At 65.5% G+C, this 24816-nt stretch carries 23 protein-coding genes and 1 pseudogene; 13 read left to right on the top strand and 11 right to left on the bottom strand.

What is annotated here, in order from left to right:
* Nucleotides 1–55: 55 nt before the first annotated feature.
* On the bottom strand, nucleotides 56–1282 hold the full coding sequence (locus NFL01S_RS01545; protein ID WP_062970681.1) for an oxygenase MpaB family protein: 1227 nt from the start codon (nucleotides 1280–1282) through the stop codon (nucleotides 56–58).
* A 66-nt stretch (nucleotides 1283–1348) separates the two neighbouring features.
* Between NFL01S_RS01545 and hpnE the strand changes: the two genes are divergently transcribed.
* From hpnE to NFL01S_RS01525, 5 genes and pseudogenes are all read left to right on the top strand, one after another.
* On the top strand, nucleotides 1349–2737 hold the full coding sequence (hpnE, locus tag NFL01S_RS01540) for a hydroxysqualene dehydroxylase HpnE (RefSeq protein WP_062970679.1): 1389 nt from the start codon (nucleotides 1349–1351) through the stop codon (nucleotides 2735–2737).
* Nucleotides 2738–2746: 9 nt separating this feature from the next.
* Entirely contained in the window at nucleotides 2747–3394 is a 648-nt protein-coding gene (locus NFL01S_RS37275; RefSeq protein ID WP_062970677.1) for a TetR/AcrR family transcriptional regulator, read from the top strand.
* A gap of 115 nt (nucleotides 3395–3509) precedes the next feature.
* Complete coding sequence (locus NFL01S_RS01530) at nucleotides 3510–4022, top strand: SRPBCC family protein (protein ID WP_307614518.1); 513 nt, start codon at nucleotides 3510–3512, stop codon at nucleotides 4020–4022.
* An 85-nt stretch (nucleotides 4023–4107) separates the two neighbouring features.
* Nucleotides 4108–4422: pseudogene (locus NFL01S_RS37805) on the top strand (cholesterol oxidase); the annotation flags it as partial.
* A 173-nt stretch (nucleotides 4423–4595) separates the two neighbouring features.
* The gene (locus NFL01S_RS01525; RefSeq protein ID WP_063915820.1) at nucleotides 4596–6806 is read left to right on the top strand and encodes an acyl-CoA dehydrogenase family protein; all 2211 of its coding nucleotides are present in this window, start codon (nucleotides 4596–4598) and stop codon (nucleotides 6804–6806) included.
* Between the two features lie 311 nt (nucleotides 6807–7117).
* Here the strand turns inward: NFL01S_RS01525 and NFL01S_RS37425 are convergent, their stop codons facing one another.
* Nucleotides 7118–7465 carry a dihydrofolate reductase family protein gene (locus NFL01S_RS37425; RefSeq protein ID WP_307614516.1) on the bottom strand — a complete coding sequence of 116 codons (348 nt, stop codon included), beginning with the start codon at nucleotides 7463–7465 and terminating at the stop codon, nucleotides 7118–7120.
* 792 nt (nucleotides 7466–8257) lie between these two features.
* Here NFL01S_RS37425 and NFL01S_RS01515 point away from each other — a divergent pair.
* The 3 genes from NFL01S_RS01515 (at nucleotide 8258) to NFL01S_RS01505 (ending at nucleotide 11136) form a co-directional block, all read left to right on the top strand.
* Entirely contained in the window at nucleotides 8258–8854 is a 597-nt protein-coding gene (locus NFL01S_RS01515; protein WP_157116146.1) for an Rv0361 family membrane protein, read from the top strand.
* Between the two features lie 497 nt (nucleotides 8855–9351).
* Nucleotides 9352–10596, top strand: a complete 1245-nt coding sequence (locus tag NFL01S_RS01510; protein ID WP_157116144.1) for a type 1 periplasmic-binding domain-containing protein — start codon at nucleotides 9352–9354, stop codon at nucleotides 10594–10596.
* Between the two features lie 213 nt (nucleotides 10597–10809).
* Complete coding sequence (locus NFL01S_RS01505; protein ID WP_062970671.1) at nucleotides 10810–11136, top strand: DUF4333 domain-containing protein; 327 nt, start codon at nucleotides 10810–10812, stop codon at nucleotides 11134–11136.
* A gap of 183 nt (nucleotides 11137–11319) precedes the next feature.
* Here NFL01S_RS01505 and NFL01S_RS01500 read toward each other — a convergent pair whose 3' ends face one another.
* The 7 genes from NFL01S_RS01500 to NFL01S_RS01470 form a co-directional block, all read right to left on the bottom strand.
* Nucleotides 11320–11619, bottom strand: a complete 300-nt coding sequence (locus NFL01S_RS01500) for a hypothetical protein (RefSeq protein ID WP_062970670.1) — start codon at nucleotides 11617–11619, stop codon at nucleotides 11320–11322.
* A gap of 61 nt (nucleotides 11620–11680) precedes the next feature.
* A complete protein-coding gene (locus NFL01S_RS01495) occupies nucleotides 11681–11983 on the bottom strand; it encodes a WXG100 family type VII secretion target (RefSeq protein WP_062970668.1) in 303 nt (100 codons plus the stop codon).
* Nucleotides 11984–12046: 63 nt separating this feature from the next.
* Nucleotides 12047–12850, bottom strand: a complete 804-nt coding sequence (locus NFL01S_RS01490; RefSeq protein WP_062970666.1) for an ESX secretion-associated protein EspG — start codon at nucleotides 12848–12850, stop codon at nucleotides 12047–12049.
* Complete coding sequence (locus NFL01S_RS01485) at nucleotides 12847–13821, bottom strand: PPE domain-containing protein (RefSeq protein ID WP_062970663.1); 975 nt, start codon at nucleotides 13819–13821, stop codon at nucleotides 12847–12849. Before NFL01S_RS01485 ends, NFL01S_RS01490 begins: the two co-directional genes overlap by 4 nt.
* Nucleotides 13818–14126 carry a PE family protein gene (locus NFL01S_RS01480; RefSeq protein WP_062970661.1) on the bottom strand — a complete coding sequence of 103 codons (309 nt, stop codon included), beginning with the start codon at nucleotides 14124–14126 and terminating at the stop codon, nucleotides 13818–13820. Before NFL01S_RS01480 ends, NFL01S_RS01485 begins: the two co-directional genes overlap by 4 nt.
* A 16-nt stretch (nucleotides 14127–14142) precedes the next feature.
* Nucleotides 14143–15384 carry a hypothetical protein gene (locus NFL01S_RS01475; protein WP_063915784.1) on the bottom strand — a complete coding sequence of 414 codons (1242 nt, stop codon included), beginning with the start codon at nucleotides 15382–15384 and terminating at the stop codon, nucleotides 14143–14145.
* On the bottom strand, nucleotides 15381–15698 hold the full coding sequence (locus tag NFL01S_RS01470) for a type VII secretion target (protein ID WP_062970658.1): 318 nt from the start codon (nucleotides 15696–15698) through the stop codon (nucleotides 15381–15383). The genes NFL01S_RS01475 and NFL01S_RS01470 overlap by 4 nt, the downstream gene beginning before the upstream one ends.
* A gap of 757 nt (nucleotides 15699–16455) precedes the next feature.
* On the opposite strand from NFL01S_RS01470, the gene NFL01S_RS01460 reads away from it, so the two are divergent.
* Together NFL01S_RS01460 and NFL01S_RS01455 are read left to right on the top strand one after the other, a co-directional pair.
* The gene (locus tag NFL01S_RS01460; RefSeq protein ID WP_062971266.1) at nucleotides 16456–17433 is read left to right on the top strand and encodes a GlxA family transcriptional regulator; all 978 of its coding nucleotides are present in this window, start codon (nucleotides 16456–16458) and stop codon (nucleotides 17431–17433) included.
* 441 nt (nucleotides 17434–17874) lie between these two features.
* Complete coding sequence (locus NFL01S_RS01455; RefSeq protein ID WP_062970654.1) at nucleotides 17875–18252, top strand: hypothetical protein; 378 nt, start codon at nucleotides 17875–17877, stop codon at nucleotides 18250–18252.
* A gap of 211 nt (nucleotides 18253–18463) precedes the next feature.
* Here the strand turns inward: NFL01S_RS01455 and NFL01S_RS01450 are convergent, their stop codons facing one another.
* Both NFL01S_RS01450 and NFL01S_RS01445 read right to left on the bottom strand, forming a co-directional pair.
* Entirely contained in the window at nucleotides 18464–19129 is a 666-nt protein-coding gene (locus NFL01S_RS01450) for a hypothetical protein (RefSeq protein ID WP_062970652.1), read from the bottom strand.
* A 58-nt stretch (nucleotides 19130–19187) separates the two neighbouring features.
* Complete coding sequence (locus NFL01S_RS01445; protein ID WP_062970650.1) at nucleotides 19188–19613, bottom strand: VOC family protein; 426 nt, start codon at nucleotides 19611–19613, stop codon at nucleotides 19188–19190.
* Between the two features lie 582 nt (nucleotides 19614–20195).
* On the opposite strand from NFL01S_RS01445, the gene NFL01S_RS01440 reads away from it, so the two are divergent.
* The 3 genes from NFL01S_RS01440 to NFL01S_RS34060 are packed head-to-tail and all read left to right on the top strand — an operon-like array spanning nucleotide 20196 to nucleotide 24667.
* Nucleotides 20196–21884: a hypothetical protein gene (locus tag NFL01S_RS01440; protein WP_245670469.1), complete on the top strand. Its 1689-nt coding sequence runs from the start codon at nucleotides 20196–20198 to the stop codon at nucleotides 21882–21884.
* A 21-nt stretch (nucleotides 21885–21905) separates the two neighbouring features.
* Nucleotides 21906–23891 (top strand): hypothetical protein, encoded by a 1986-nt coding sequence (locus tag NFL01S_RS35130; RefSeq protein WP_157116142.1) that lies wholly within the window; start codon nucleotides 21906–21908, stop codon nucleotides 23889–23891.
* On the top strand, nucleotides 23891–24667 hold the full coding sequence (locus NFL01S_RS34060; protein WP_084492313.1) for an ESX secretion-associated protein EspG: 777 nt from the start codon (nucleotides 23891–23893) through the stop codon (nucleotides 24665–24667). Before NFL01S_RS35130 ends, NFL01S_RS34060 begins: the two co-directional genes overlap by 1 nt.
* The last annotated feature ends 149 nt before the right edge of the window (nucleotides 24668–24816 follow it).

Raw genomic sequence — 24816 nt, 5'->3', positions numbered from 1 at the left:
CGGGCGCTGCCGGTTCGCCGGTGCCGATACCGGGCGCCATCGCGCAGCGGGCTCGTTACCCCGTGGCCTGCAGGTGGTGTGCGGACATCCCGACCTCCGCCGGCCCGGAACCGACCAGCAATTTCTTGAACGCCGCCTGTTCTCGGAGTCCGCGTTCCGCGGCACGCTGCCGGGCGGCCGGGCTGATCCGGGTGGCCGCACTGCGTGCCAGGTTGACCGGAACGCGCAGCACGGGATACCACGGCGGCATATACGGCCACAGGCCGAGTTTGCGCATGGCGCGCGGCCCGAGGTACATGCTGGAGATCGACAGATGCTGGGCGCGGGCGATCCTGCCGCGCAACCACGGCAGATTCGGGTAGTTCCAGGTGAGCGGGTCGTTGGCCATCGGCAGAGCGAGCTGACGGGTGGTTTCGTCGGGATTCGTGATGGCTGTCATGGTGTGGTAGAGAATGCGGACGCTGTCGCGGAATCCGGTCGGCAGCCACTCGTCCGCAACCCCCATCAGCCGGCCCACGTAACGGGCGAGATGGACTGCGGCCTCCCGGTCCTCGCGGGACGGCACGATACCCATCACCAGGCCGCCGACGAACGGCGCGATGAGCGCACCCACCAGGGTTGCGGCCATATCCGTCTGGTTGATCGGCACACCCCATGCGCGCTCATCCCAGTCGGGCATGGCGCCCACGTGCCGCCGGACCAGCGAATGGACGAACCGTACATGCAGGGTGGAACGGTAACCGGGTTCGAACTTGCCCATGCCGTTCTGGACGTCGAGTGCCCACTGCATCGTTTCGGCGAACCGCTGGGCCGGCCCCTTCTCGAGCGCGCCTGTACGCAGCAGTGTCTTGTTGAATCCGGAGGCCAGGTACCCGCCGAGGAAAGATACGTCGCGCGCCAGGTACAGCCCGTCGTAGCCACCGCGGCGCAGGACCTGTTCGCCGCGGCGCAGCATCTCCTCGTCCAGCCAGGCGGGGGGAGTTTCGACCGCGGTGAAGAACTCGCGCAGCGGTTGCGGTGCGTCGGTGACCGAGTCGATGCCACGTGCCACGGCCTGCTCGAAAAGTGGCCGGGTATCGGCCATTCCGGTGCCGATCATCCAGTCGACCAGGTCGTCCATCGGCTGGTCGCCGATCAGCAGCGATTCGCCCATGGCCGCCCAGCGCCGGGCGTCCGGTGCGCCGATCCCCATCAGCATGGCGAACGGTTTCAACCCGGGCACAGCGACCGGACCGGACGGGTGCCGGGTGGGGATTTCGGCACTCGTGTCTGAAGAAGCCATGAAACGAATGTATTGAGTGCGTTACATTGTGTCAATGATGGGGTCTATGGTGAACCGGAGCGCGGTATGAACGATTCCCGCCGATATGTCGTGATCGGGGGCGGGCTGGCCGGGCTTGCCTCCGCGGTCTGGCTGGCCGAGGCCGGTAAGCAGGTGACGTTGCTCGAACGCCGCGCCCGGCTCGGCGGGCGCACCCACGCGATGCAGGTCCCCGAGGTCGGGGATGTGCCCGACAACGGCCAGCACGTGGTGGCCAGCGGCTACCGCAGCCTGTTCCGGTACCTGGAGAGTGTGGGCACGCGCGACTGCCTGGAGTTCCCGGGGGGCGGTACACTGCGCTGGCCGGGCGGCCGGGCGGTCCGGTTGCACACCTCGGGGCCCGGCGCCGTACGCACGCTGCTGGGTGCCCACCCCGACGCCGGACCGCTGGACCGGCTGCGGGCGTTGCGGGCCACTGCCCGGCTCGGTCGGCAGGCATTGTTCCAGCCCGCGGATCTGGCCGATATCACCACCGAGCAATGGTTCGAACGTGTCGGTATGCCCGCGAAGGCCCGGGCGGCCCTCTGGGATTGGCTGGCCTTGGGGATCGCCGCCGAACCGGTGCAGCGTGAATCGGCGAAGGTATTTGCCGATGTACTGGCCACCGGTATCCGGATCGGTGTGCGAGATCGGTCCGGTGTCACCATCGGCTACCCGACGGTCGATCTGGACACGCTCTACATCACCGGCGCCGAACGGGTTTTCGGGAAGTACGGCGTAGACGTCCGATACCGGTCCGTCGCCCGCAAGATCGTCGTCACCGACGGTCTGGTGACCGGTGTGCAACTGGTCGACGGTACCGAGGTCGCCGCCGACGGCGTCATATGCGCAGTCCCCAACTCGCGGATCCGCGGCCTGCTCGACGATCTGCCCGAGCACGCCGAAATCTATGCCGCCGCAGACAAACTGGGGGCCACCCCGATCGTCAGCACGAATCTTTATCTGGATCGCCCGCTGCGGACGAAATCGGCGATGGAGGCGCTGATCGGCGGTAGCGGTGTGATCGACGAAGTCTTCGACCGCCAGCGTATGCATCGGCGTGCACCGGACGGCTCCTGGCTGTACTGTCTCACCACCAGTGGCGCCTACGAACAGATCCACAAGAGCAACGACGAGATCGTCACCGAACAGCTGGCACTGATCCGCCGCTACTACCCGGAGGCGCGGGCGGCGAAGCCGGTGCACGCCCAGGTCGTCAAAATGCCCAAGGCGACCTTCTCGCAGGTCGTCGGCACCTCCGGTGTGCGCCCGGATCAGCGCACCTCGATACCGAACCTGATGCTGGCCGGGGATTGGACCCGCACCGACTGGTCGGCCACGATGGAGAGCGCCGCGCAGAGTGCCGAGCGGGCCGTGCAGGCGCTACTCGCGCACAGCGCGCACGAGGGCCGGGACACAATGCAACGCGGTCTATAATTCCGCTACATGTTCCGTACCTATGACGAAGTCGACGAGCGGATCCTGGACGCGACCCTCGGACGGATTCTGCAGGTCGGCATCCGGCGGAGCAGCCTGGACGATATCGCCCGCCGCTGCGGCCTGAATCGGGTCACCCTTTATCGCCGCTTCTCGGGCAAGGATGCGTTGATCGAGGCGGCGCTGTCCCGGGAGATCGCGCGGGTACTGGCGGAGGCGACGGCGATCGCATCCACGACCGAGGGCACCGATGCGCAGATCGAGGAGACAGTTCTCTTCGTACTCCGGCTCACCCGCACCCACCCCCTGGTCACGCAACTGCTGGCGGTGGCGCCGGAAGAGGCGCTGGGCTTCTACACCGTGCGCGGCGAGGAAATGGTGTCGCAGGGCATCGAATACATCGCCGGGGTGCTGGCGGCCGGTCAGGAGCAGGGGGTGCTGGCCCGCTACGATCCGCGGCCGGTCGCCGAACTCGTGGCCCGGATGGCGCATTCGCTGATGCTCACGCCCACCGCGGGGATCGATTTCGACGATGAGCAGGCGGCGCGCACCTTCATCCGGAGCACCATCGTGCCGCTGATGAAGTACGGCATCCGCTCCGGGGTCGATGCCGGTAGCGACGGGCCGTCCTCGTCGGAGCGTGCGGCCGGCTCGTAGCGAAGCGGCCGGTACATGTGCACCGGTCCTCGGGGGACCGTTACCGCTCGCGCGGCCTCCTGGATCGGCCGAACTTAGGATCGACAACGACCAGGACCGATAAGGAGTTACCGCCGTGGGGAAGATAACCCGGACCATCGAGGTGTCCGACAGCATCGTGGTCGGCACCGACCCCGGTACCGCCTACGACGCGGTGAGCGATGTGACGCAGATGGGGCGCTGGAGCCCGGAGAACACCGGGGCGGCGGTCGCCGAACCGGGCCGGCCGGCGTACCCGGGAATGACTTTCGTGGGTGCCAACCGGCGCGGGGCGATGCGGTGGCGTACCGAATGCACTGTGACCGTGGCCGAGCGGCCGGGCCGGTTCGCCTTCCAGGTGCGCCGGTGGGGATTGTGGAAACCGTTGTTGCCGGTAGCCGTGGCGACCTGGGAGTACCGGTTCGACGCCGTCGCCGGGGGAACCCGGATCACCGAGATCTGGTACGACGACCGCACCCACTGGCCCGATACGCCCGCCCTGTGGTTCGACCGGGTGGCCACCGGCAAGCGGGGTTTCGCCGAATTCCAGAAGGGCAATATTCGCCGGACTCTGGAGCGGTTGAAATCGGAACTCGAGGCTGCCGGCTGAGCGGAAAGTGCCTTCGGGCGGCTCCGCTTGCCGGCTCTTCCGGCCGTCCGTGCGCCGGAATCGCCGCGGCGGCGGGCTGTCGCGGCCCTACGCCGGCCTGTTCGACGCCGTCGCCGGCGAGAATATGACCGCACTGTGCGCCGCCGGACTCGGCGGCGGTTCCCGGCTCTCCGGATGAACCGGTCGCGCACCCGAACTACAAGGCCGGGCTGATATTCGCGCCTCATGCCGCGGCGGCCGGGCTGCCGGTATCGAAGATCCCGATGCCCATCGTCTGGAACTGCGCGCCGGCCGAAACGCGTGGTGAGGTGACGGCCTTCTACACCCACGGTGCCGGGGTGTTCGGTGTCGACAACGGGGCAAGCTTTCCGTCGATGTCACCTATGTCGCGGTGGGCGAACGGGTGCTGGTCGATCCGGTCGCCCAGGATGTGGGCGCCGCGAGCTGACGGCAGCCGGAAGGGGGCGCGGCGGTTGTCCGGATTTGCCACGGGGCAAGTAGAACGTGTTCTAATCTGGATATCCCGCATCGAACCGGGATCGTTGCCCGACACCCACGACCGGAGTGATAGCCGTGCCCGTTGCCCTGACCGCCGACCAAGCGGCGCTGGCCGAAACCGTCGCCGGATTCGCGGATCGGTATGCCGCTCGCGAATACACGCGTAAGCACACCGATCGTCTGAAACAGGGCAATCTGCCGGAGTTCTGGCCGGAACTGGTCGCGCTGGGGCTCACCGGCGTGCACCTCCCGGAAACGATCGGCGGCCAGGGCGGAACGCTCGACGATCTCGCCGTGGTGCTCGCCGAATCGGGCCGGGCGCTACTGCCCGGACCGCTACTGCCCACAACGGTCGCCGGTGCCGTCCTCGCGGACGCCGGAGATACCACCGAGGCGCTGCGGCGGATCGCCGAAGGTGCGCCCGGTGCGGTGGTCGGCCCGGAACACCGGGTCGGTTGCACCGTGGAAACCGGTGGCGACACGACGCGACTCACCGGTGAAAGCGGCGTGATCCTGGGGGCCGCGTCGGCGGAACTGTTCGTGGTGGCGGCTCTCGCCGGGGCCGAGACCCGGTGGTACCTGGTCGAGCGCAATGCCGCCGGTATCGAGGTGGAGGCGAAAGACGGCGCCGATCTGGGCCGCGATCTCGGGGTGGTCCGGTTCCGGGAGGTGGCCGTGGCCGCGCCGCTCGAACTGGACACCGATCGGGCCGAAGCCCTCACCACGGCATTCCTCGCCGTGGAGGCGGCGGGGGTTATCCGCTGGTGCAGCGAGACCGCCACCGAATACGTGAAATCCCGGGTCCAGTTCGGCCGGCCGATCGGCGCCTTCCAGGCGGTCCAGCATCGCACCGCCCGGCTGCTGATCACCAGTGAACTCGCCGCGGCCGCCGCCTGGGACGCCGTCCGAGGCCTCGGTGGCGAACCCGGGCAGCGGACCCACGCCGTCGCCGGTGCGGTCCTGACCACGCTCGGCAACGCGGTGCACGCCGCGGTGGAATGTCTCGGCCTGCACGGGGCGATCGGTTTCACCTGGGAGCACGATCTGCATCTGTACTGGCGGCGGGCGATGACACTGGCCGGCCTGGCCGGGCCGGTGGAATCGTGGGAACTGCGGCTCGGTGACGCCGCCCTGCAGGGGCCGCGCACCTTCGCCGTTCCGCTGCCGGAAGCGGATTCGGCATTCCGCGACCGGGTATCGGAGATCTTGGACCGCGCGGCACAACTGGACAATCCGAATCCGTCGAAGGTCGGCGACCACGATGCGGTGAACACCGGTGCCCGGCGTACCCTGCTGGCGGACAGCGGCCTGGTATCGCCACCGATGGCCAAGCCCTTCGGTATCGAAGCGGGACCACTGGAACAGCTGATTCTGCAGAACGAATACGACCGGCACGGTATCGCCCAGCCCTCCATGGGGATCGGGCAGTGGGTGGTGCCGATCGTGCTGCATCGCGGCACACCCGAGCAGCTTGCCCGGCTGGCCGGTCCGGCGTTGCGCGGTGAGGAGATCTGGTGCCAGCTGTTCAGTGAACCCGAGGCCGGGTCGGATATCGCCTCGCTGAGCCTGCGCGCGACCCGGGTCGACGGCGGCTGGCGGTTGCAGGGCCAGAAGATCTGGACCACTCTCGCCCACCGCGCCGACTGGGGTCTGCTGCTGGCTCGTACCGACCCCGAGGCCGGCCGCCATCGGGGGCTGACGATGTTTCTGGTGGATATGCACGCCGAAGGTGTCGAGGTACGGCCGATCGTGCAGGCCAGCGGCGATGCCGAATTCAACGAGGTGTTCTTCGACGACGCATTCGTACCGGACGAGATGGTTCTGGGCGAACCGGGCCAGGGCTGGGCGCTGACCCTGGAAACCCTGGCCCAGGAACGCCTGTTCATCGGCGGGGTCCGCGATCCGGGACACAACGAGCGGATCCGCGGCATCATCGAGCGCGGTGAATACGCCGGTACCCGTGACGATGCGGTGCGTACCCTCGGGCGGATCAGCGCGCGGGGCGCGGCCATCTCCGCGATGAATCTGCGGGAGACGATCCGGCGGCTGGACGGTCACGCCATCGGCCCGGCCACCAGTGTCGCCAAAGCAGCCGCATCGATTCTGCACATCGATGCCGCGGCTGCCGCCCTGAACCTAATCGGCCCCGCTGCCGCGCTCGGCGAAACGGTGTCCGAACCCGTGCATCACGAACTCGATATCCCGACCTGGGTGATCGGCGGCGGCACCCTCGAGATCCAGCTGAACACCATCGCGACCCTCGTACTGGGCCTACCTCGGAAGTAGGGAGTCCACTGCGGTGCGGCCGGCATCGTTCCCGGCGCACTGACCGGCGCCGCCGAATCCCCGGGATTCCCGAGCTCCGACGGGCCGAAGGCCGGGCGCGATATCTGGGCGCCGGCCACGGGGTCGGTGCCGTCGGGGAGGTGCGAGCGACCGCCGCGGCGATGGCTCGCCTTCTCGAGAAGTACCGACTCGCGCACGTCCGGGGCGCCACACTTGCCTGACCCCGGTGGACACCTGTTGCGGCGCTTCCGTCCTGCCGGTACCAACTCCCGGGCAGTAGGTGAACGGGCGGCACCAGGGCCACGTCCGGCTCAGGGCCGGGCAGGCCCGTAGTTTAGGTGCACGACACCGTTGGCGTAGACATCGTGCGCGTTGAGCTCTAGTTTCGTGGGGTCGGCTCCGTCGGTGAACAGTTTCTCGTCCCTGCCCAGGGCAACGGGACAGACGAACAGGCGTAGATCGTCGACGAGACCCTCGGCGAGCAGTGCCCGGACCAGGGTACCGCTGCCGCTGATGTAGATCCTTGCGTCGATATCGGCCTCGAGCGCGGGAATCTTCTCGGGATCGTAGGCGCCGAGGGAGATGCTGTTGGCCCATTCGGCCTGCGGTTCCCGGGCGCCCACCACATATTTGGTGGTGTTGTCGAAAGAACGGAGCACCCGGGTCGTCCTCGACGGTGCGGGTGGACCAGGCCGGGGCGAACATCTCGAAGGTGTTGCGACCGAGCAGGACGGCTTTCGCCGCTCTGGGGATTGCGGCGAGGGTCTCACCCATTTGCGGATCGAACCCGAATTCGAAGGTGAACGACGGATCCTCGTACGACCCGTCGAGGGATACGAACTCGTGTACGGCGATGGTTCCCACGATACTTTTCATTTCCGGCCGCCGCTGGCCTGCGGCCGGTGTGTGCCCTTCGTCTACGGTGCCTCCGGGCATTGTCGGATCTCGTACCGGTAGACGGAACCCGGCGGGATGTCTCATCGCACCCGGCGGTCCTTCTCCGTGAGGTTCCCATCAGCGGGAGTGCTGCGCGGGAACGTGGGACGAAACTCTGATACGCATGTGCTGGCGCCGGGCCGAGAAAGGTGGACAACGGCCGAATGACCCCGTGGCCTCCTCGGCTGGCCGTCGCCGGGACTCTCGGCCGGGTTCACCGCGCCGGCATGTCGCCGCGATCGTATAGGTGCCCGGTAGCTTGCTCTTGCCACCGCGGAACGAAGACGGCTCCTGCCCCTCGGTCCCGCAGGCGATTACGTACAGTGACTACCGGAAAACAGTGTTAACACCACGCCGCCGTGGGGAAATTAGAGTAGGACGCGGCGCCGAACCGGCTCCGCGCAGGACAGCAAGGGAAACAGGACTTCCGAATGGGTCACCCGCAACCCCCCAATCCGTACCATCAGCAGCCGGGTCAGCCCATGCCCCCCGGCCAGCCGTACTCAGGGCAGCCGATGCCGGGCCAGCCGATGCCGGGCCAGCCCTATCCGGGTCAACCGCAGTACGGTCAGCAGTATCCGCCGCCGGGTCAGCCGCCGTACGGTGGGCCGGGGGGGTACGGTCAGCCGCCCCGTCCGTCGGGTGGTGGTGGAGGTAAGATCGCGCTGATCATCGGTGGTGTGGCCGTGGTGTTGATTGCCGTCGGTGTGGGGGCGTTCTTCCTCTTCAGCGGTGGTGGTGGCGCCATCGGCGGCGGATACGACGACCCCCGCGATGTAGCCCAGGCCTGGGTGGATCAGGAGGGCGATCCCAAGGATCTGGTATGCGCGGCAGATCTCGACGAAATCGAACAGTTCGAGAACCAGAATCCGGTGAAACCCACCGGTGTTCCGTCGAGCATGCCGGAACCGGAGATGAGTTTGAAGAGTGTGGACGTGTCCTCAGGGAGCGATTCCGGGACGTTCACCATTGAGATGACCATGGAACTGCTCGGCGACGAGACCACGTCGACCACGACCTATGACCTTGTCAAAGAGGACGGCGGCTGGAAGGTGTGCGGAATTCTCAACCCGGAGGTCGACGTAGAGACACCTGGTTTTCCTGGTTTCTGACGCGACAACCGATGAGCCGTGAGTACGGCTCATGAATTTACAAGACCTCGGCGACTCGGATGATTCCGTCGCCGGGGCCTTGTCTCGTTCAAAGGCTCTCCCGACGTTCCGGATCCGGTCGATCGGTTGCCGGCCCGCCGCAGCCTGCCAGATCCGGCGTGACATCCCGGTGAGGCAGTGACGGACCACAGGACCTTTGTGGCCGTTCTGACTCTAGGATTTTCAGAATTCTTGGCAATCACCCGGCCACTGTCCGGGCCGCCCGATAGCTGGCACGACGGAGGGCGCTTCCAGTGTAAATAATGTGACTCCCGTTCGTTTCAGTATCCTGTTCCAAGGATCTGCCAACTTTGCGCAACCACGCGAGCGCGCTGTCGAATTGTCATTGCGGTTGAATTCTGGTTGATTTGCTGTCTCAACACCGGAATTGGTGATCGAATGTATATATCGCACCGATAGTGCGCTATTTCGGGCCCGCCGCCCAGGAGGTTGTTGCCGTGACCGAGACCAGCGGTCCAACGTTACGTCCTTCCCCATTGGACCGGCTGCTACGCCTCGATCCGAACAGTGAGCTGCCCCTCGACACCGTGCGGTCCGCCGCGCAACAGCTGGGGATAACCGAGGAGACGCTACGGCAGTGGCTGGATGCGCGCCGGTCGCCGAGCGCGCCGGTTGCGTCGAAGCCGCCGGAACCGGGAACCCGGCAGATGGGATATCGCGATGCCGGCCGCCGGGTTCGGGCCACGGTGTCCGTGACGGCCGGTGACCATCTCCTGTCCCGCATCCCCGACAGCGATGTCGCCACCTTCCGCGCGGACGCCTACCGGCGACTCGCACCATCGGAATTTGCACGGGTGGACGCCGTCTACACGGCCGGTCTCGGAGCGACCTGCCGGTGGATCGCCGCGCGCACCGGACTGCCCTGCCACCACGACCTGGATCGCCGGAGCAGGCCGGTCTGGTTCGGACGTGACGAAGTGGCCCGGGCCGAATACATGCGGACGATACTGCGTCCCCGGCCCGCGCCACGGCATTTCCTCCCGGGCGGTCCGAGCGTGGGCCGCAACGACGAGTGGCTGGATATTCTGGGCCTCTATCGTTTCCTCGGCGGGTTCGTCGCGGGCAGTCCCGGCCGCGGGCATACGATCGTGCGGTTACGCGGTGCCCAAGCCGCCTTTCTGCTCCACGGCATGCGCCTGGATCTACCTCCGGACCTCAATTATTCGGTGGGTTCCGGGCTGACCACCGTGCGATTCGATCGCGGGACAGCGGAGCAGATCCGGGCCCGGGCCGGCAACCCGGTCGACGCCGCGGCCCTCGCTACGGTGCTCTTCACCGGCGCCACGATGGTCGAGCTCGCTGCAGTGCCACAGCTGGCGCTGAACCACGACTCACTCATCTTCACCGGGCCGATCGGCTACAGCCGGGCCGCCGATGTGTATGTGTGGGTGATCCCGCCTGCAGCCCAGGACCTGTTACACGATCTCCAGATCTATTACGACAGCCGCGCGGACAGCGGTTCGAAACTGTTCACCGGCGCCATAGGTAGTGGCGGCCGCCGGCTCCGCGGCACCGCGAATCGTTGCGGGGTGGCCATCCCGCAGCTCCATCACTGGAACCACAGCTGGATTCGCCGGGCCGGCCTGCTCCGCGGGATCGAATCACCGGAGTATGTGCGCAATTCCGATCTCCTGTTCGGGCTCCGGCTCATCCCGTCACCCGGGCCGGTCCGCGAGGGTTGAATCGGCGAGCACACGCAACCACCCTTGGGGGTGGTACTTGCTCACCTTCGGTGCAAGAACTGCCCCTTGGTAGGGTAAAAACCGTGCAGAACAAAAGAATTCGATAAGTTTGTGGAAAGCATAGACGGCCATTGTCGGAGTGAGACGCTCGCTAGGTCCGGGAGGGGCCCGGATGATCGATAAGCGGGCCGGATTCCGACAAAGGAGCCTTTCGTGCGAATCGCCCCACTTCCGGTATCGATGGCACTCAGTGCAGTTCTGCTTCTCAGCGCCTGCACACTCTCGATGATGGGTACGGCGGAATGCTTCGGGCGGTTCGATCTCGAGCGCGCAGTCGAACATATTCTGGCGGAACAGGAAGGTTGGGGATTCTTCCTGGCCCAATGCCCGGGCGTTCTGCAGATCCGGGTGGGCGCCGAAACTCGATGCGAGGTCCGGCGCGGCGACGGGTCGGTGACAGAGGTGACGGTGGTCGTGATCCAGGCAGCGCAGGACCGGGGCCGGATTGCGGTGCAATCACACGCCGCGCAACCGAGGTAAGTAATTCGGCCGGTTCGTGACCACTTGCAGTGTCGTCGCGTCGCGATGGTTGTAGGTTCGAAGTGGCCGGGAGTGCGGGGTGGTCGACAAGCACGTCCCCCAGCACGTCCGGTAGAGTTCCGAATGTTCTCGACGCCAGCTGAACTCGGCCCAGCCGGCGTCGAGGAATGCGGAACGCGAAAGTCACACGATATCGAATCCCTGGCCGATGCCCCTGTCGACAGCGATCATGTTGTCCAGTGCATAACCGGCGCTTGCGTTGAGGTCGCGCAGAATCTGGGTGGTGTCTGCGAGCTCTTGCATCAGCAACGAATGCGTCGCGTCGAATCCGGCCTGCGCCTCGGCGCCCGCGAGGCTGTCGCGGAAGGCTGGGCCGGCGAGGCCCAGTTCCTCGATCTGGGTGTCCATTGTCCCGGCATGTGTATTTATCGCATTGACCATTTCGATGATCTGGCCCTTGCTGTACTGGATGAAATCGGTCATAACTTATGTTCTTTCTCTCGAGAGTTTCGGGTGATCGTGGTGAATGGGTGATGGCGCCTGATCAGACGTTCGCTTCATCCCCTTCGCCGATCTTCTTGCCACTGTTGTTGACGGCTTCCTGAAGCAGTTGGAGCTTGTCGTTCAGCCTTTTTGCTTCTCCGTCCCATTCAACCAGCTTGTTCTCGAATGACGTGTTCGCCATGCCTTTCCAGCCACGCTTGACGTCCTGGACTTCCTGATTGATGAGATTGAACGTCGTGCGAAGGTTTTCGATCGCGTCGTTCATACGGGTTGCGACGTTGGCGACCGCGGCCTGGTCCGCTCCGATCGAGTCGGTGTCGAGATTGGTGAAACTGCCAGTCATGGTGTTGACCTTTCATAGGTATCGGGACGCCCGATCCGGCGACCCGGTCGATACATGGTGGAATCAATCGCTGTGCGACGGGGTAAGCCACCTCCCCCCGGGAAGGCCTTCGAGCAACGTGGCAACGGCCTGTGTTACCCGGTGGCCGGTTCCGCTCGTCACGGTGGTCCAGACTTGCTGGTCCGGGGTGACCATGGGCGCAGCAACAACCCGTCCGCGATCGGTGTCGTAGACAACCACCGACCCGCGCGCCCGCGTGATGATCCCGTCGGCGGATGCGCGCGCCACGATCTCGGTGACGGCGAAACAGGATCCGAAAGCCGCCCCGAGGATCGTGGCCTCTCGTTCGGCGGCGCCCAGGGCATAGAACGCATCGGCGAATCCACCGGTGTCTTCCGCATTGTCGAGGCCGTTCGCGAGCTCGGATGTGGGCGCGCTGAATGCTGCTACGTCGGCAGGGGCGCAGGCCGGGAGAGCGGAGAGTATCGGTGTGGTGAGGCTGTCGGCCGTTCCATCGCTCCACAGCGTTCCGATCTCGAAGTCCGCCCCGGCGCGGACGGCCAGCGCGCAGCGACCGGCACGGAGCGCTACACAGACCCGAGTGCCCGGCTGCCCGCCGTAACTTCTGGCGAGCAGTTCGCGTTCCGGTTTGGCCAGGATGTACAGAGCCTGGGCGAGATCGGACTCGACATCACCGTACGGGTCGATGATGCCCCCGGCTCGCAGGTCGGCAACGGCAGAATCGCGCGCCGTGTGCCAGTCGTCGTACGAATCCTGTTGTGGCCCTGCCCCGAGCACATTCGGCAGCGTTTGAATGTCGAGTTGCTCCGCGAGTACGAGCAGCGCATCGTTGCCGAGGGTTCTCATCGCGCCGCCTCCGCCGAGGTACCGTCGGTGCGGTCGGAACCGCTCGTGGGAGCATCGGCGACACCCAGCACGGCGGGTGCGGCCTGCAGGTGGCCGGCGACATCGTCGGGGTCCGATCGGTAGGGCGATTCGGATCCCCGGCTGTTGCGTTCGTTGTCGCCGGTACCGGTCGCCTGGGCCATGGCGCCGGGCATCATGCGTCCATTGCCCGCCTCCGGTTGAGCCGTCGAGGCAGCGGGAGAGTATTGCGTCGAAGGAGATGACTGCGCTGTCGGGGTGCTCCGGTAGGCCGTGAGTTCCCGAGGTATCGATACCGTAGGCATGCGGGGGAACGCGGCAACGGCACGAGAAACCGGTGGCGGTGGCGGGGGTGTCGGCGTACGGGCTGCCGCCTGTTCCGCACGCAGTGCGGTGTCCGGGGCGACCACCTGGGGAGGTTCGTGCTGCCATGGCATTGCCAACGGCTCGCTCGATGTTTCGTAGGTTCGCATTACTCGTGCGGCGTGAGTTTTCGCGACATCCTGCTGGGTGTCGGTCTCATCGCCCGTGGCCAGCAGCGGCGCACCCAGTGTCGCGCTCACCTGCGCGAGCAGCCGCTGAGCGTCGGCCAGGGCGGAGAGCTCCACGGGATGCGGCATAGCGGCTCGGGCCACCTCGTAGTCCACGATGTGGTCGGCGGTGCGAGTGGCATTGGTCGCGGCGGCCGCGGCCGCTTTCTCCAATGCGGTGCGCAGCGTGGTGATCTGTTCGAGGAAGGCGGTGCTGTTATCGGAACGCCAGGCCTGGCGAAGTGTTGCGAGGATTCGGTCGTAGTCCAGCAGGGCCGTCCCGAACTGGGCGCTCAGCCGGGTCCAGGCGGCCACCGATTCGGCCAGTTGTGCGGTACCGGCGCCTGCGTTGAGATTGTGAGCCAGCTGCTCCGCGGGCCGTGCCTGCCAGACCACACCTGTGAAACCTGGCGGTTCGATCATCCAGCCACCTCGCGAGCCGCACCGAGCGCTATGGAGTTGTTGTGCTCCATCTCGAGGATCCCGGCGGATTGGCTGCGGACGACGGCGGCGAGCTTGCGTAACTCGTAGACCACGAGGTCGCTTGCCTCGTTGTAGGAATCGCCGACGCGGCGCAGGGTATCTGCGGCACGCGTAGAGACCTCGTCGCCGCCCGCGGGTTCGGTGCGCAACAGCGGCCCGTCTTCGCGGAGCGCGGTGCTGAGCCGGTCGGCGAGGGCTTCGAGATCGCGGGCGGCGGTATGAGCGAGTTCTGGATCGTATTGCATGGTGTCGTCCCCGATTTCACAGAGTGAGTGCTTTGTCCGGTGGCGGGCCCTCGGGCGCCGCGTCCGCGGTGTGCTCGGCGGCGCCGATCACGGGCGGGGTTGCGATGTGGAGGTCGCCGACGACCTCGCTGCCGTGCTGGCCGGTGACGAGTTGTCCGCCGAGAGGGCCGCCGGTGGATACCGACTCTCCTGCTCCCCGCGCCATTCCACCGGCGGCACCGCCGGGCAGGAATCCCGGGGTACCACGCATCGGCGTACCTGCGGATGAACTGTTGGCCGACGACGGCGCGGCCGGTGTCGTGGTGGATCCGGTACTGCCGGCGGGGGACCCGGACCACGGTGCGAGCGGCCGGGCCATGGGTGCCGGTCCACCACCGCCGCTCAGGATCGGCATTCCACTACCGGGTCCACCGCCCTTCGGACCGTCGTGTGGACCTTTCGTGGCGGTGCGCTGTGCGGTAGCCGTCAGCGTCTGCGGGTGTAGCGCGGCGTTGGCTTCGGCAAGGGGTTTGGCTCCGGTGGTCGCCGCGTTCAGCACGGTCGGCAGGACCTGCATGATCTGCGACAGAATCTGCATGGCCTCGGCGTTCGGCGCGTCGGTGACCGGGATCTTGGCCCCGGTTGCGGTCATCCCGGCGCTGTGTGCGGTGAGTTCGGTACGGGTCTGGGCGACGACGGCAAGTGCCTCGATCATGGTTTCGATCGTGCTGGCGGTCAGGAACGCCTCCCCGGCCCCGGTGCCGAGGAACGGGACGGCCATGGTGACCTGCGTGACGTACTTCGCGACGATGGCCGCCATGGTGATTCCGCCCCGCATCACCGATCCCGCCGCGGCTGCCACACCCACGGAAGTCTGCGCGCTCTGGGCCGCGACTGCGGCACTGTCGGCGCTCACCTGGCTCTGTTTGGCCGCCGCGGCCTGGGCGCCCTGCCCCTCCCAGAGACCGGACGCCATCTGCATCGCCGACGAACCGACCTGGATCGCGGTCTGAACTACCGAGGACACCTGAGAGAGCACCTGTACCGGATCGACCTCCGGCGCCGCGGGGAACTGCCCGGTGCCGAAACTGCTCGCCAGATCGGTGAGTGGCCGGGTCAATGCCGTGAGATCGAGTGTGGGCAGCGGGAATTCCGGAAGCTCCGGGAGCGGCGGCAGACCCATATCCCGCAGCACCTGATCGAGGGGTTTGTCCATGATCGGGCCGACGGGGCTCGACCGCAATGCCTCGGCAATAGTGGGGTCGAGCGGTGGCATCATCTGAGCTCGCGAATCTTGCTGAACGCGGCGGCGGAGCCCTGTTCGGTGGCCTCGTAGGTTGCGGCGCTTTGATGAGCTGCGACGGCTGTGGCGGCATGGACGGCCGCGATCTCGTTCACCGACAGCAGATTGTTGGCCTGCGCCACCGCGAACGCCGCCAGGAAATCCTGCCCGATCAGACCGAATACCGGTACCGCGGCCGCGATGAGTGCCGCCTGGTTCGTGGCGCCGGCGGTCGCGACTTCGGCGGCCGTGATCGCTTCTGAATCACCGTAGGCGTGAATCGCATCGGGTGCTGCCTGCAGATCGTACATTCGCGTACCCCCAAACCTTTCGTGCTCGAGGTTTGAAACTACCGAACTGCACACGAATTGCGCCCGTTTTCATGCTCAAGTTTGGGTTAAAAATCGTACCGGTTCAGCACCCGGCCGGCGGCGAATTTACGTGTCTTTGACATCGCCATTGCTGGGAATTATTAAGCGGTGAATTCGGCACGATCGGCCGGGTCTCCCGCCGTGCCGAGCAGGGGCGGCTGAAATGTGCGGCGTGCCGGGCCCGGCAACATCGCTGTCAGGGGGTGGCACTGTGGTGGTAGGAGCCGCTGCAACACCCCGGGCCGCGAGCTCTTCGATGAGGGATTCGACACGGCCTGCTCGTGGTTCTCGGCCTCGTGTGGTTCCGGCCAGCACAACGCCGCGGCCACTATCCCGATATCGATACATACAATCACAGCAGCCACTATCTGTATGGTGGTCATCGTCCGACCGTCTTCCTCCGTTTCGGCGGCGGGCGCAGAGTGCGGGGCCTCGGTGCGGTAACGGCCCCGGACCTGCACGTCTATGCTGGTCCAGCCGCTTGGATATGCCGAGCTTAATGACGGCCGAGGTCGGTGCCGAGTGCCGGATGCGACAGCTCTCGTGCCTTTTCGGTCACGCGCACAACGGGGCAGGTCATGACGGCCACAAGCGCCTGCGACTGTTCATGGACGGATGGTGGTCGCGGGTGCGGGCCGAATCAGAGGAATCCGGATTGCGCAATGCGGGAAGCGACAGATCCCCTACGATTCCCGGCATGCAACTGGCGGTTTTTGTGGTGGACGGAGTGGCCGATTTCGGTCTGAGTGCGGTACTGGAGGCCTTCGACCTGGCCGGCTCCCTCCGTGGCGAAGTAGCACGCCCACCCGCGGATTGGGACATCCACATCGCCGGACTAGGCGACAGCGTCACCTCGGCGCGCGGCCATGTCATTCCCACGACACCGTTGTCCGAGCTGGCCGCCGAACCGATCGACACCATGGTCGTGCCCGCGGTCAACGTGCTGGCGGCGGAAACCCTGGTCGATCTGGTGTCGGGCCCCGTGCACGCACCGGTGCTCGACCGGCTCCGTGGTGCCCACGCGGACGGGGTCCATCTGGCTGCCGCGTGCACCGCGACCTACTTCCTGGCGGAGGCCGGCGTCCTGGACGGTTCGCCGGCCACCACCAGCTGGTGGCTCGGCCCGGACTTCCGCCGCCGATATCCGAACGTCCAGCTGGACGAAAGCCGGATCATGTGCCACGGCAACCAGGTCACCACGGCCGGCGCGATCCTGTCCCATATGGACCTCGCGTTGTCGCTGGTCTACCGGGCCAGTCCCGACCTCGCCGAACGCACCTCCCGGTTCCTGACGATGGGGAACCGGACTAATCAGTGGCAGTATGTGATCCCGGAAATCATGGCCCGCGGCAACCCGCTGATCGCCGAGTTCGAGCGGTGGGTGCGTGCCCATATCGCCGATCAGTTCCTGATCGCCACCGCGGCCCGGGAGCTGGGCATCTCGGAACGCAGCCTGCAAAGGGTGGTGCGGGCGGACCTCGGGATGTCACCGAAGGACTTCGCCGACGATATCCGGTTGGAACGGGCGGTGCATTTGTTACGTTCCACTACGAAGACGGTGGACGCGATCGCCTCCGAAGTGGGCTATCTCAGTGGCGGCGCACTGCGGGCGCTGATCCGGCGCCGCCGGGATCTCACCATCGCGCAGATCCGCGGATCCCGGGCCTCCAGATGAGGCAGGAGCACCTCTGACGCCGGTCTCCGCCGCTGAACAACCGGCGACCGCTGCGGATTGGCGGCCGGAGCTGCAGCCTGTGGAGCGGCCGGACGGCGTTGCCCTCCCTGCTTCGTCATCGGCAGCTACGGACGAACAGCGGCGCCCGCGGCTGGCCGATTCGAAACTGGATCCCCGGGAGCAGCCGCAGCAAGAGTGGCTACATCGGTGAATCCCGACGTCGTTCATCGGCGAAGCTTGACGGCGGCCAGAGCAGGCTGGATGTCGTATCGGCGAAATCTGACGTCATAGCCCAACTTGACAGCATCGTGGCACGTGCACTGCGCGGCATAAGCGGACGTCGCGCGTAGCAAGGCTGGCGCACGCCGCGAGCGGCATTCTGTGACACTGGACGACGAAAATCGTGTGTGCTCCACCGCACCAGCGTTCTAGCGTTGCCACATGGCAATCGCAAAGAAGGGCCGGCGCAGGATCGTGGTGGGCACTCGCGAATTTCTATGGTGGGTCCGCGCGGGCTGGGAGAACTACAATGCGCCCGGCGCAGCCACCCTTACGGTCGCGACCGACGATCGACGGATTCTCCTCGGCTACGTCCTGAACCAAGACGAGAAAACGCGGCATGTCACCGTGCTGGGCCCCGAGTTTCGCGGAACGACCCAGAACGGCCCAACTCGCCGTTTTCGCTGCCCGATGTTCGGCCTCACCGACGAGATCCGCCCATCACACGTGGCCGAACTCATCACGTGGTGCACCGATCCTGGACCACTCCCGGAGCACACAGACTGGCGGGGGCATGCCATCGCGGCCTCACGGACGTGATCCGTCATACGCGCGTGCATCGTCGGACATGCCCATGCGGCAAGACACGCTCGCGGATGACGTCATATTTCACCGATGCAGAGCGAGGTCGGCCTCGCTGGCCTGCGCTGAATTTCACCGATATCCGACGTCAGAATTCACCAGCGTAGCCAGCAAGAGTCTGCCGCGTAACAGTCCCGGGTATGGCGCTTCCTGGCCCAGAGCACAGTGTTCAGAACGTGCGAGCAGGCCGAGGTGGCGGTGCCGGCGTGAGAGCCGGCCTCCGCCGGTGCGTCCGATCCTGTCCTGCTGCTCTGTCGGCTTGTATGGATGGTGGCAGCCGGAGTGGATCCGGACCTGTCACGGATATGCCGGCCATGGCCAGCTGGGTCACTGCATGGTCGACGTTGAAATATGTCGAACCGGAGAAGATGCAGTCGATGACGGTGCGCGCGACGGTGCCGAGCTCTGCGGCGCAGACCATCGTGACAGCCGCCGCCCGGCGCTCCTCATCGTCGGCACCCACCAGGTCGCAGATGGTGTCGACGGTGCTGTCCGTGGTGCAGATATCGGGCAGTGCTTCTCCGTATTTGCCGCCCGCCGCCGGTTCTGTGTGGTACCAGCGACCGGCTTTCCAACGGTAACCGAACGGCCGCCCCGCGGTAACCGCCGAGCAGTGCGCTTGGACCTCGCCCCAGAGCTCCGCCGTACCAGGCGCTCGGGCATACAGGACGGACCCGCTGCCGCATCCGCTGGTGAAGCATGCCACCAGCGGCAATACTCGCGGCCCCTGGGGCATGCGTGCTGCTGCGCTCGCCGCGGCGACGGCCGCCCACCGCGCCCACAATTGCGGAAGCGGCGGAAGCGAGTCCGCGGTCGAATAGTTGTCGCCATTCATGCTCCGGTCCTTCGTGCCTCGCGCGGTGCCGCCACTTCGATTGCCATGAATCCTGATCTCAGAGCGGTGCGGTGAGTTCGAGATGGATGCCATCGGGGTCGTCGAACGAGAGAATCGCGATGCCGAACTGATCCATTTCGATGACCTCCCCGTGCGAGATGCCGGCGGCGCTCAGCCGTGCCGCGGCGTCGACGAGGTCGTCGCGGGTGGCGACGGCGAAGCTGAGGTGGTCGAGCCCGACACGGTCGGCATCGAACCGGTCGGTGGCCACCGGGCGTAGTCCGAGGAGAGCTCCGTTCACTTCGAAGACCACTCCTCCGTACAGCCGGAAAGGGTCGGTACGCACAGCGGGATCGTCGGGGCTGCCGGGGGATTCGGCGGCCACCGGGAAACCCAGCACATCCTCGTAGAAGCTGCGGGAGCGCCGGATATCGGTGACGGTCAATCGGATGTGGTGGATTCCAGTGGTCGGAACAAGTGGCATCGTCGAGGCTCCTGGATCGGGGGATGGCGGCATGGACCCGGTGATGCGATCCGGCCGGTTTGCTGCATCGACCGTAGGCTCGGGTTGCCGTCGGAAGTAGTATCGGATGCGACCTATTCGGCACTGTTCCCGACAGCATCCGGGTGCGTCGCTTCGCCCTGCGGGCAGATCTTCCACAAGGTTGAGAACAGCTGGGGCGAAGCGGTATCCGATCCGACGGTGCGGGCAGTGGACCATCACGAGTTGGGAGGATGCTTCCTCCGTAGACGAAGAGGTTGCCGAGTCGCCTGCTGCTCGAGGTTATTCCGGCGTCGGTTGGATCAGTTGGCGATGCTTACGACAAACTTACGGCGCTGGAGGCAACTCAGATCACTAGGACGTGGCAGTAATTCATCGTGGGATAGGGCAGTGCGAGATCAAGCGACTGTAAGCGATTTGTGGTTTGTATACGCATCGATTGACAACGGCACGCACGGGCGCTGAACTGGATTCGAAATCTCGGAGCATTCGTCCGCGGTGCGCCAGGTACACGGCCACGCGTGGTCCTCCGGTCGAGGCGAGGGTCGAAAGGGTTCCCATAGGATGGCGGGTCAGGACAGCGGCGGCGACGCGGCGAATTCTCCGGACGTAGCTTTCACCCTCGACGCCGCCGCGGAAGCAGACGGTGCCACTGAGTCTGCCCGGACAACCGAGCCTCCTGCTGTCGCGAGCACCGAGGGATCCGATGCGGAGTCCGGGACCGGATCGCGAGACGAAACCGAATCCTCGGCACAGGCCGGCGAATCAGCCTCATCCAGGGGCGCGGACGCGACAACGGCCGAAAACGCCCGCGAACAGGACTTCGGCGACGCGGATACCCGGGACCATGTCGAGCGGATTGTCGATGCGTTGATCGCATCGGCCCCGGCTTCGTGGGAACGGTTGTACGGGGAGTTCGCGGTGACAGTGACCGAGGACCACGCCCAGGTGGTATTCACGTCGGGGGGCGTCGACACCGTTGTCGCCGTACCGGAGCCGGCGGTCGCGCTCGCCCGGGAATACCGAGCGGTGTCGGCCGAAGACGATCGAGGGCCGTGGTGGCGGCTGTTGCTGCATGTCACGCCCGACCGGGTTATCGAAATCGACTATGACTACGGCGACGACCCGTTCCCCGAAGGCCAGCTCTTCGGTCCGGCCGCCTACCGAGCCGATCTCGAGACATATCCGCGGGAGCGACTGCCCCTCTGGCTGGCTGCCTATATCCGGCACGCGGACCGGCAGACCCGCAGCCCGCAACGCGCCGCCGCGATGGCGCGCGCCGACCGCGCCGAATCGGTGTGGTCGGAACTGGCCGAAAACGAATTACCGCCACTACCGATCCTCTGGGCGCGCTGGGCCACCCTTGCCGCCGCGTTCGTGGCCGCGGGTTCCGAGTGGGGTCCCCGAATACTGCCCTCGCTAGGTTGGTTCGAAAGCGCCCGGCGCAGTGGCGCAACCCTGGCGCTGCTACCCGGCGACCGTGCCGTGCTCTCCGGCGGTGTGTGGAACGCCCCCGCCCTCGACGCCACCTACAACGGCGCCGGCGATATGCCGAAGTTGTATGCGGGCGCACCCGAATGGGTGGCCGACCCGGTCCTGAATCCACGCGCGGCTTCCGGACTGCTGTCGTTCTGCTACTGGTGGGAAGGTGGTCGCTGGTACCGCGGCGAATCCCCGAACGCCGAACAGTGCGCCCCCGCGATACCCGGGGTGTGGACCGCGGACACCGTGCGCGATATCGCCAACCGGGTGGTGACAGGCCAGCGCACGCCGGGCACGGGCTCGGCCATGGCGACCCTGGTGGCCACCGCGGAAAACGGAACCGTGACCGAAGAAGCCGCCATTGACGCCTTCGGCGGAGCCACTGCCGATATCGACGGTGCACTGTTCCAGTTCCGCCTGGCCGGTCTGGTCAGCGATATCCCTACGGTGATGCCCGAGGAACTGGCACTCGCCAGGGTCCGGCAATACATCACCGGCCGCGGCCTGGACACTACCGGTTACCCGCTCGACGAGTTGGTCGCCGACCGGCTCGACTGCGGGTGGATGGTGTACGTGCCGGTGCCGAAGGGTGAACTCGCGATCGGGCGAGCGATCTTCTATATCGCCGACGACGGCGTGCTGGAACCGTCGTCGTCCTCGGTGCCGCCGGCTCGGTTCGTGGCGGAGTTCGAGAAGCGTTATCAGGCGCGACACAGAGTCGGGCTGCTGGACGGTGGACTCTCAGCCGCTGCGGCCGGGCCGAGTACGTGACCTGCTCGAGAGGGGTATGACATGTCAGGCGAGGACGAGGAGACCACGGAGGAGCCGTCCGCAACCGATCCAGAGGCGCCGGATGTTGCGGTGCCTACGTGGTCATCACTCAATGAGATGGCTTCTAGCGGTGACTTGGTAGTCGTCGATGGCTTGGCCGTATATCAATGCGCCGAACATTGTGTTCAACTCATGAGTATCTTGGAGGAAGTAAAAACAGAGGGAAAACTTATAGGCGAATTTCCCAGCGCTGAGTATGCGGTATCGGCGCCGACTTCTCTGATCGAATTGGACAAGGAACTCGCAGGCCTGGGTAACGAACTGTACGAGATTATCGGCCGTGTGGGGCAGGAGGGTAGCTATCTGAATATACTGGATAATATCCTCGAAACGTTGAAGACGGCCATAAAAGCCTACCAGGAGACTGAGGAAGGATCCGCCAGAGACTTCGATCTGGATAGTCTTGCGTCGGCCCCGAGTGGTGAAGTCGAGATTCCTCCTCACTCTGGAGTTATACACGATGAAGAATTTCTGCGCGAACGTCTGGAGGCAATGGAATCTGCTCGAAGCACGGGCTTCTACGCGGAACCGTATCTCTCCAGGAGCTGGAATGACCTGTATAATCTGAGGTCCCTATTATCCATATGCGGGATTCCCGGTAAATATGTGGATCTCGGGAGCAAGTGGTATGAGCTCGGGGATGCGGTATATGCCGCTGCGTCAGAGTTCGTGACCAATTTCAGAGGTTCGACAGCGGATGCTTGGGACGGTAAGGGTGCTGTGGGCGCCGTGGCGGCCGCGACAGCATTCGCGACACAACTCGAAGCCCTGTGGCCCGCGATGTGGCGAGTGGCTGACACTCATCGGTTGGCAGCCTATTGGCTGGAGAGAACGCACGATAGTATGCCGACTGTGGCATACCAGCCAGCGCCGGTCTATGTCTCCGGCGGAACGTATGGGCAAAGCTATTCGATGACTTTTGACCTGTTGCCCTATCAGAAGGATTATAAGGCAACGTACGTCGCCGGATATGAGGAAACGAATCGGTTGTTTCCGGTGTTACCCACAGCTGTGTTTACTCCGGAAGTTCCGCTCGACGACACGGTGTTCGATGACAACGCAGAAGACGATGGTTCCAGCGATGGTGGGGGATTTGATTCGTCCGGTGACGGCGGGGGGATTCATCCGTATGGGGGTGGAAGCGGATATCCGTCGATAGATGACGGTGCGCTGCTGCCGGAGGAGGAATTGAGAGGGCGGGCCGCGCTCTCGGTCGGCGTTCGCGAGCCCGACCCACAAGAGGCCTGGGAGCAAGCCCGGCAGGACTCCGCCCAGCAGCAGCTGATGCAGCAGGGCATGCAGGCCATGCAGCAAGGCCTGAACACCGCGGGGCAGGCGCTGCAGGACGGGTTGACCGCCGTCCAAGAGAGTATGGCGACTAGCGAGATGCCGGGCCCGTTCCCGACTGGTGGCGTTCCATCCGTCGGGGACACGCCGAGGGGGGTAGGTCTGCCCGGGCTCCGATCGGGGGGACTCGGTGGCGGTGCTCCTGGCGGCACAACTTCTAGCCCTGGAAACAGTCCGATTCAGTCGAGGCCATCGCTGGATACATCGAAACTGTTTCCTCGCGCGGGTCTTCCGGCGGCGGCGAATACGCCTCTGGGTGGTATACCCGGCTCACAGACCGGTGGGCCTCCGATGGGGGGAATGCCAATGGGTGGTGCACCCGGTGCGGGAGGCGCAGGGGCTGGTCGTGGGCAGGGTGAAGATACGCACGAACGGGCCAAGTATCTAGATCGGGTCGGCAACTTGGACGAGGCACTCGGTGATGCCATCGAGATGACCAGGCCGGTGGTCGGTGAAACCGGGGGACGACCCGCGGCACCCGACCAGCCGCAGCCCTCTGGTGGTCAGCGAAATCCAGTGCCGGTACGGGAGCCGCGAGTACCACCCCGCCAGGGTGGGCAAGAGCAGCCAGTGATGTTGCCTCGGACAGAGAATAACTGATGGAGCGTCAGTGGGCGTTGACTGGGCTCGAGCTCGTCCTTCTGTGGGAAGATCTTCGTGAGGTATCGCTACCCGCCCCATTCACCTTTCTCTCCGATATCGATTCGGCGGTTGAGAGTGAGCGGGAAATACACTCGACTCGGGAGCATCTGCGCCAGGTCGGGGACTACGGGCTGGATGATGTCCTCGACGTCGTTGTCAAGCCCGACTTGCGCATGATACTGCATGCCTGGGATCCCCGATCTCCCGAGGATCCGTCCACTCATATCCGTTTGCACGTTGCGCGTCGTTCTGGCCGTACCTATCTGCTGGAACAATTGCCCGGTAGAACTGTTCAGCACAGCGGCGGATTCATAATCACGGAAACCGGATACCTCACGGTTGCCGATCAGATGGTCCAGCGGCTCCCAGCCCGGGAGGGCGGGAGGCTGTCGGAGATTCCGCTGTCCTCGAGAGATTCGCCAGGTGATGATCGGCGCCGAGTGTTGGTTCGAGAGGAAAACGACGATGTCGGACTCCGCAGAGGGGCTGAACTCCTGCAGTTGCCACACAGTTTCACCGGCTATGTGGAGGTAGGGCAAGGAGTGACGCCGCTGGGTCCTAGATATCGGGTATGGCGGACATTCTGGGTGTTCGACGTGATCGGAGACGGAAGATACGTAGTCTCGCCGGAGGGGTTCGCTACCGGAGCCGATTCCCAGAAGTTCGCGGATCGAATCAATCATGCGGCTGCCGAGGTGATTGCTGCGATCAAGGAGCAGCGTAGACGGCTTTGACGTCGGGCACGGTCGGAATTGGCTCGGAGCTCCGAGAAGGTGACGCTGGAGCTGGCTTTACGGGTTTCGAGAACCAGGGCCGCCGATACGGCGGTGGTAGTCGGACAGGCCTGGTGATCGAATGTGCATTGGTGTTACTTCTGGAGCAG

The sequence above is a fragment of the Nocardia flavorosea NBRC 108225 genome (assembly GCF_001613385.1).
In the GTDB taxonomy this organism is placed as follows: domain Bacteria; phylum Actinomycetota; class Actinomycetes; order Mycobacteriales; family Mycobacteriaceae; genus Nocardia; species Nocardia flavorosea.
The sequence above is the reverse complement of the archived record's forward strand: the minus strand, read 5'-3'. Positions and strand labels throughout refer to the sequence as shown.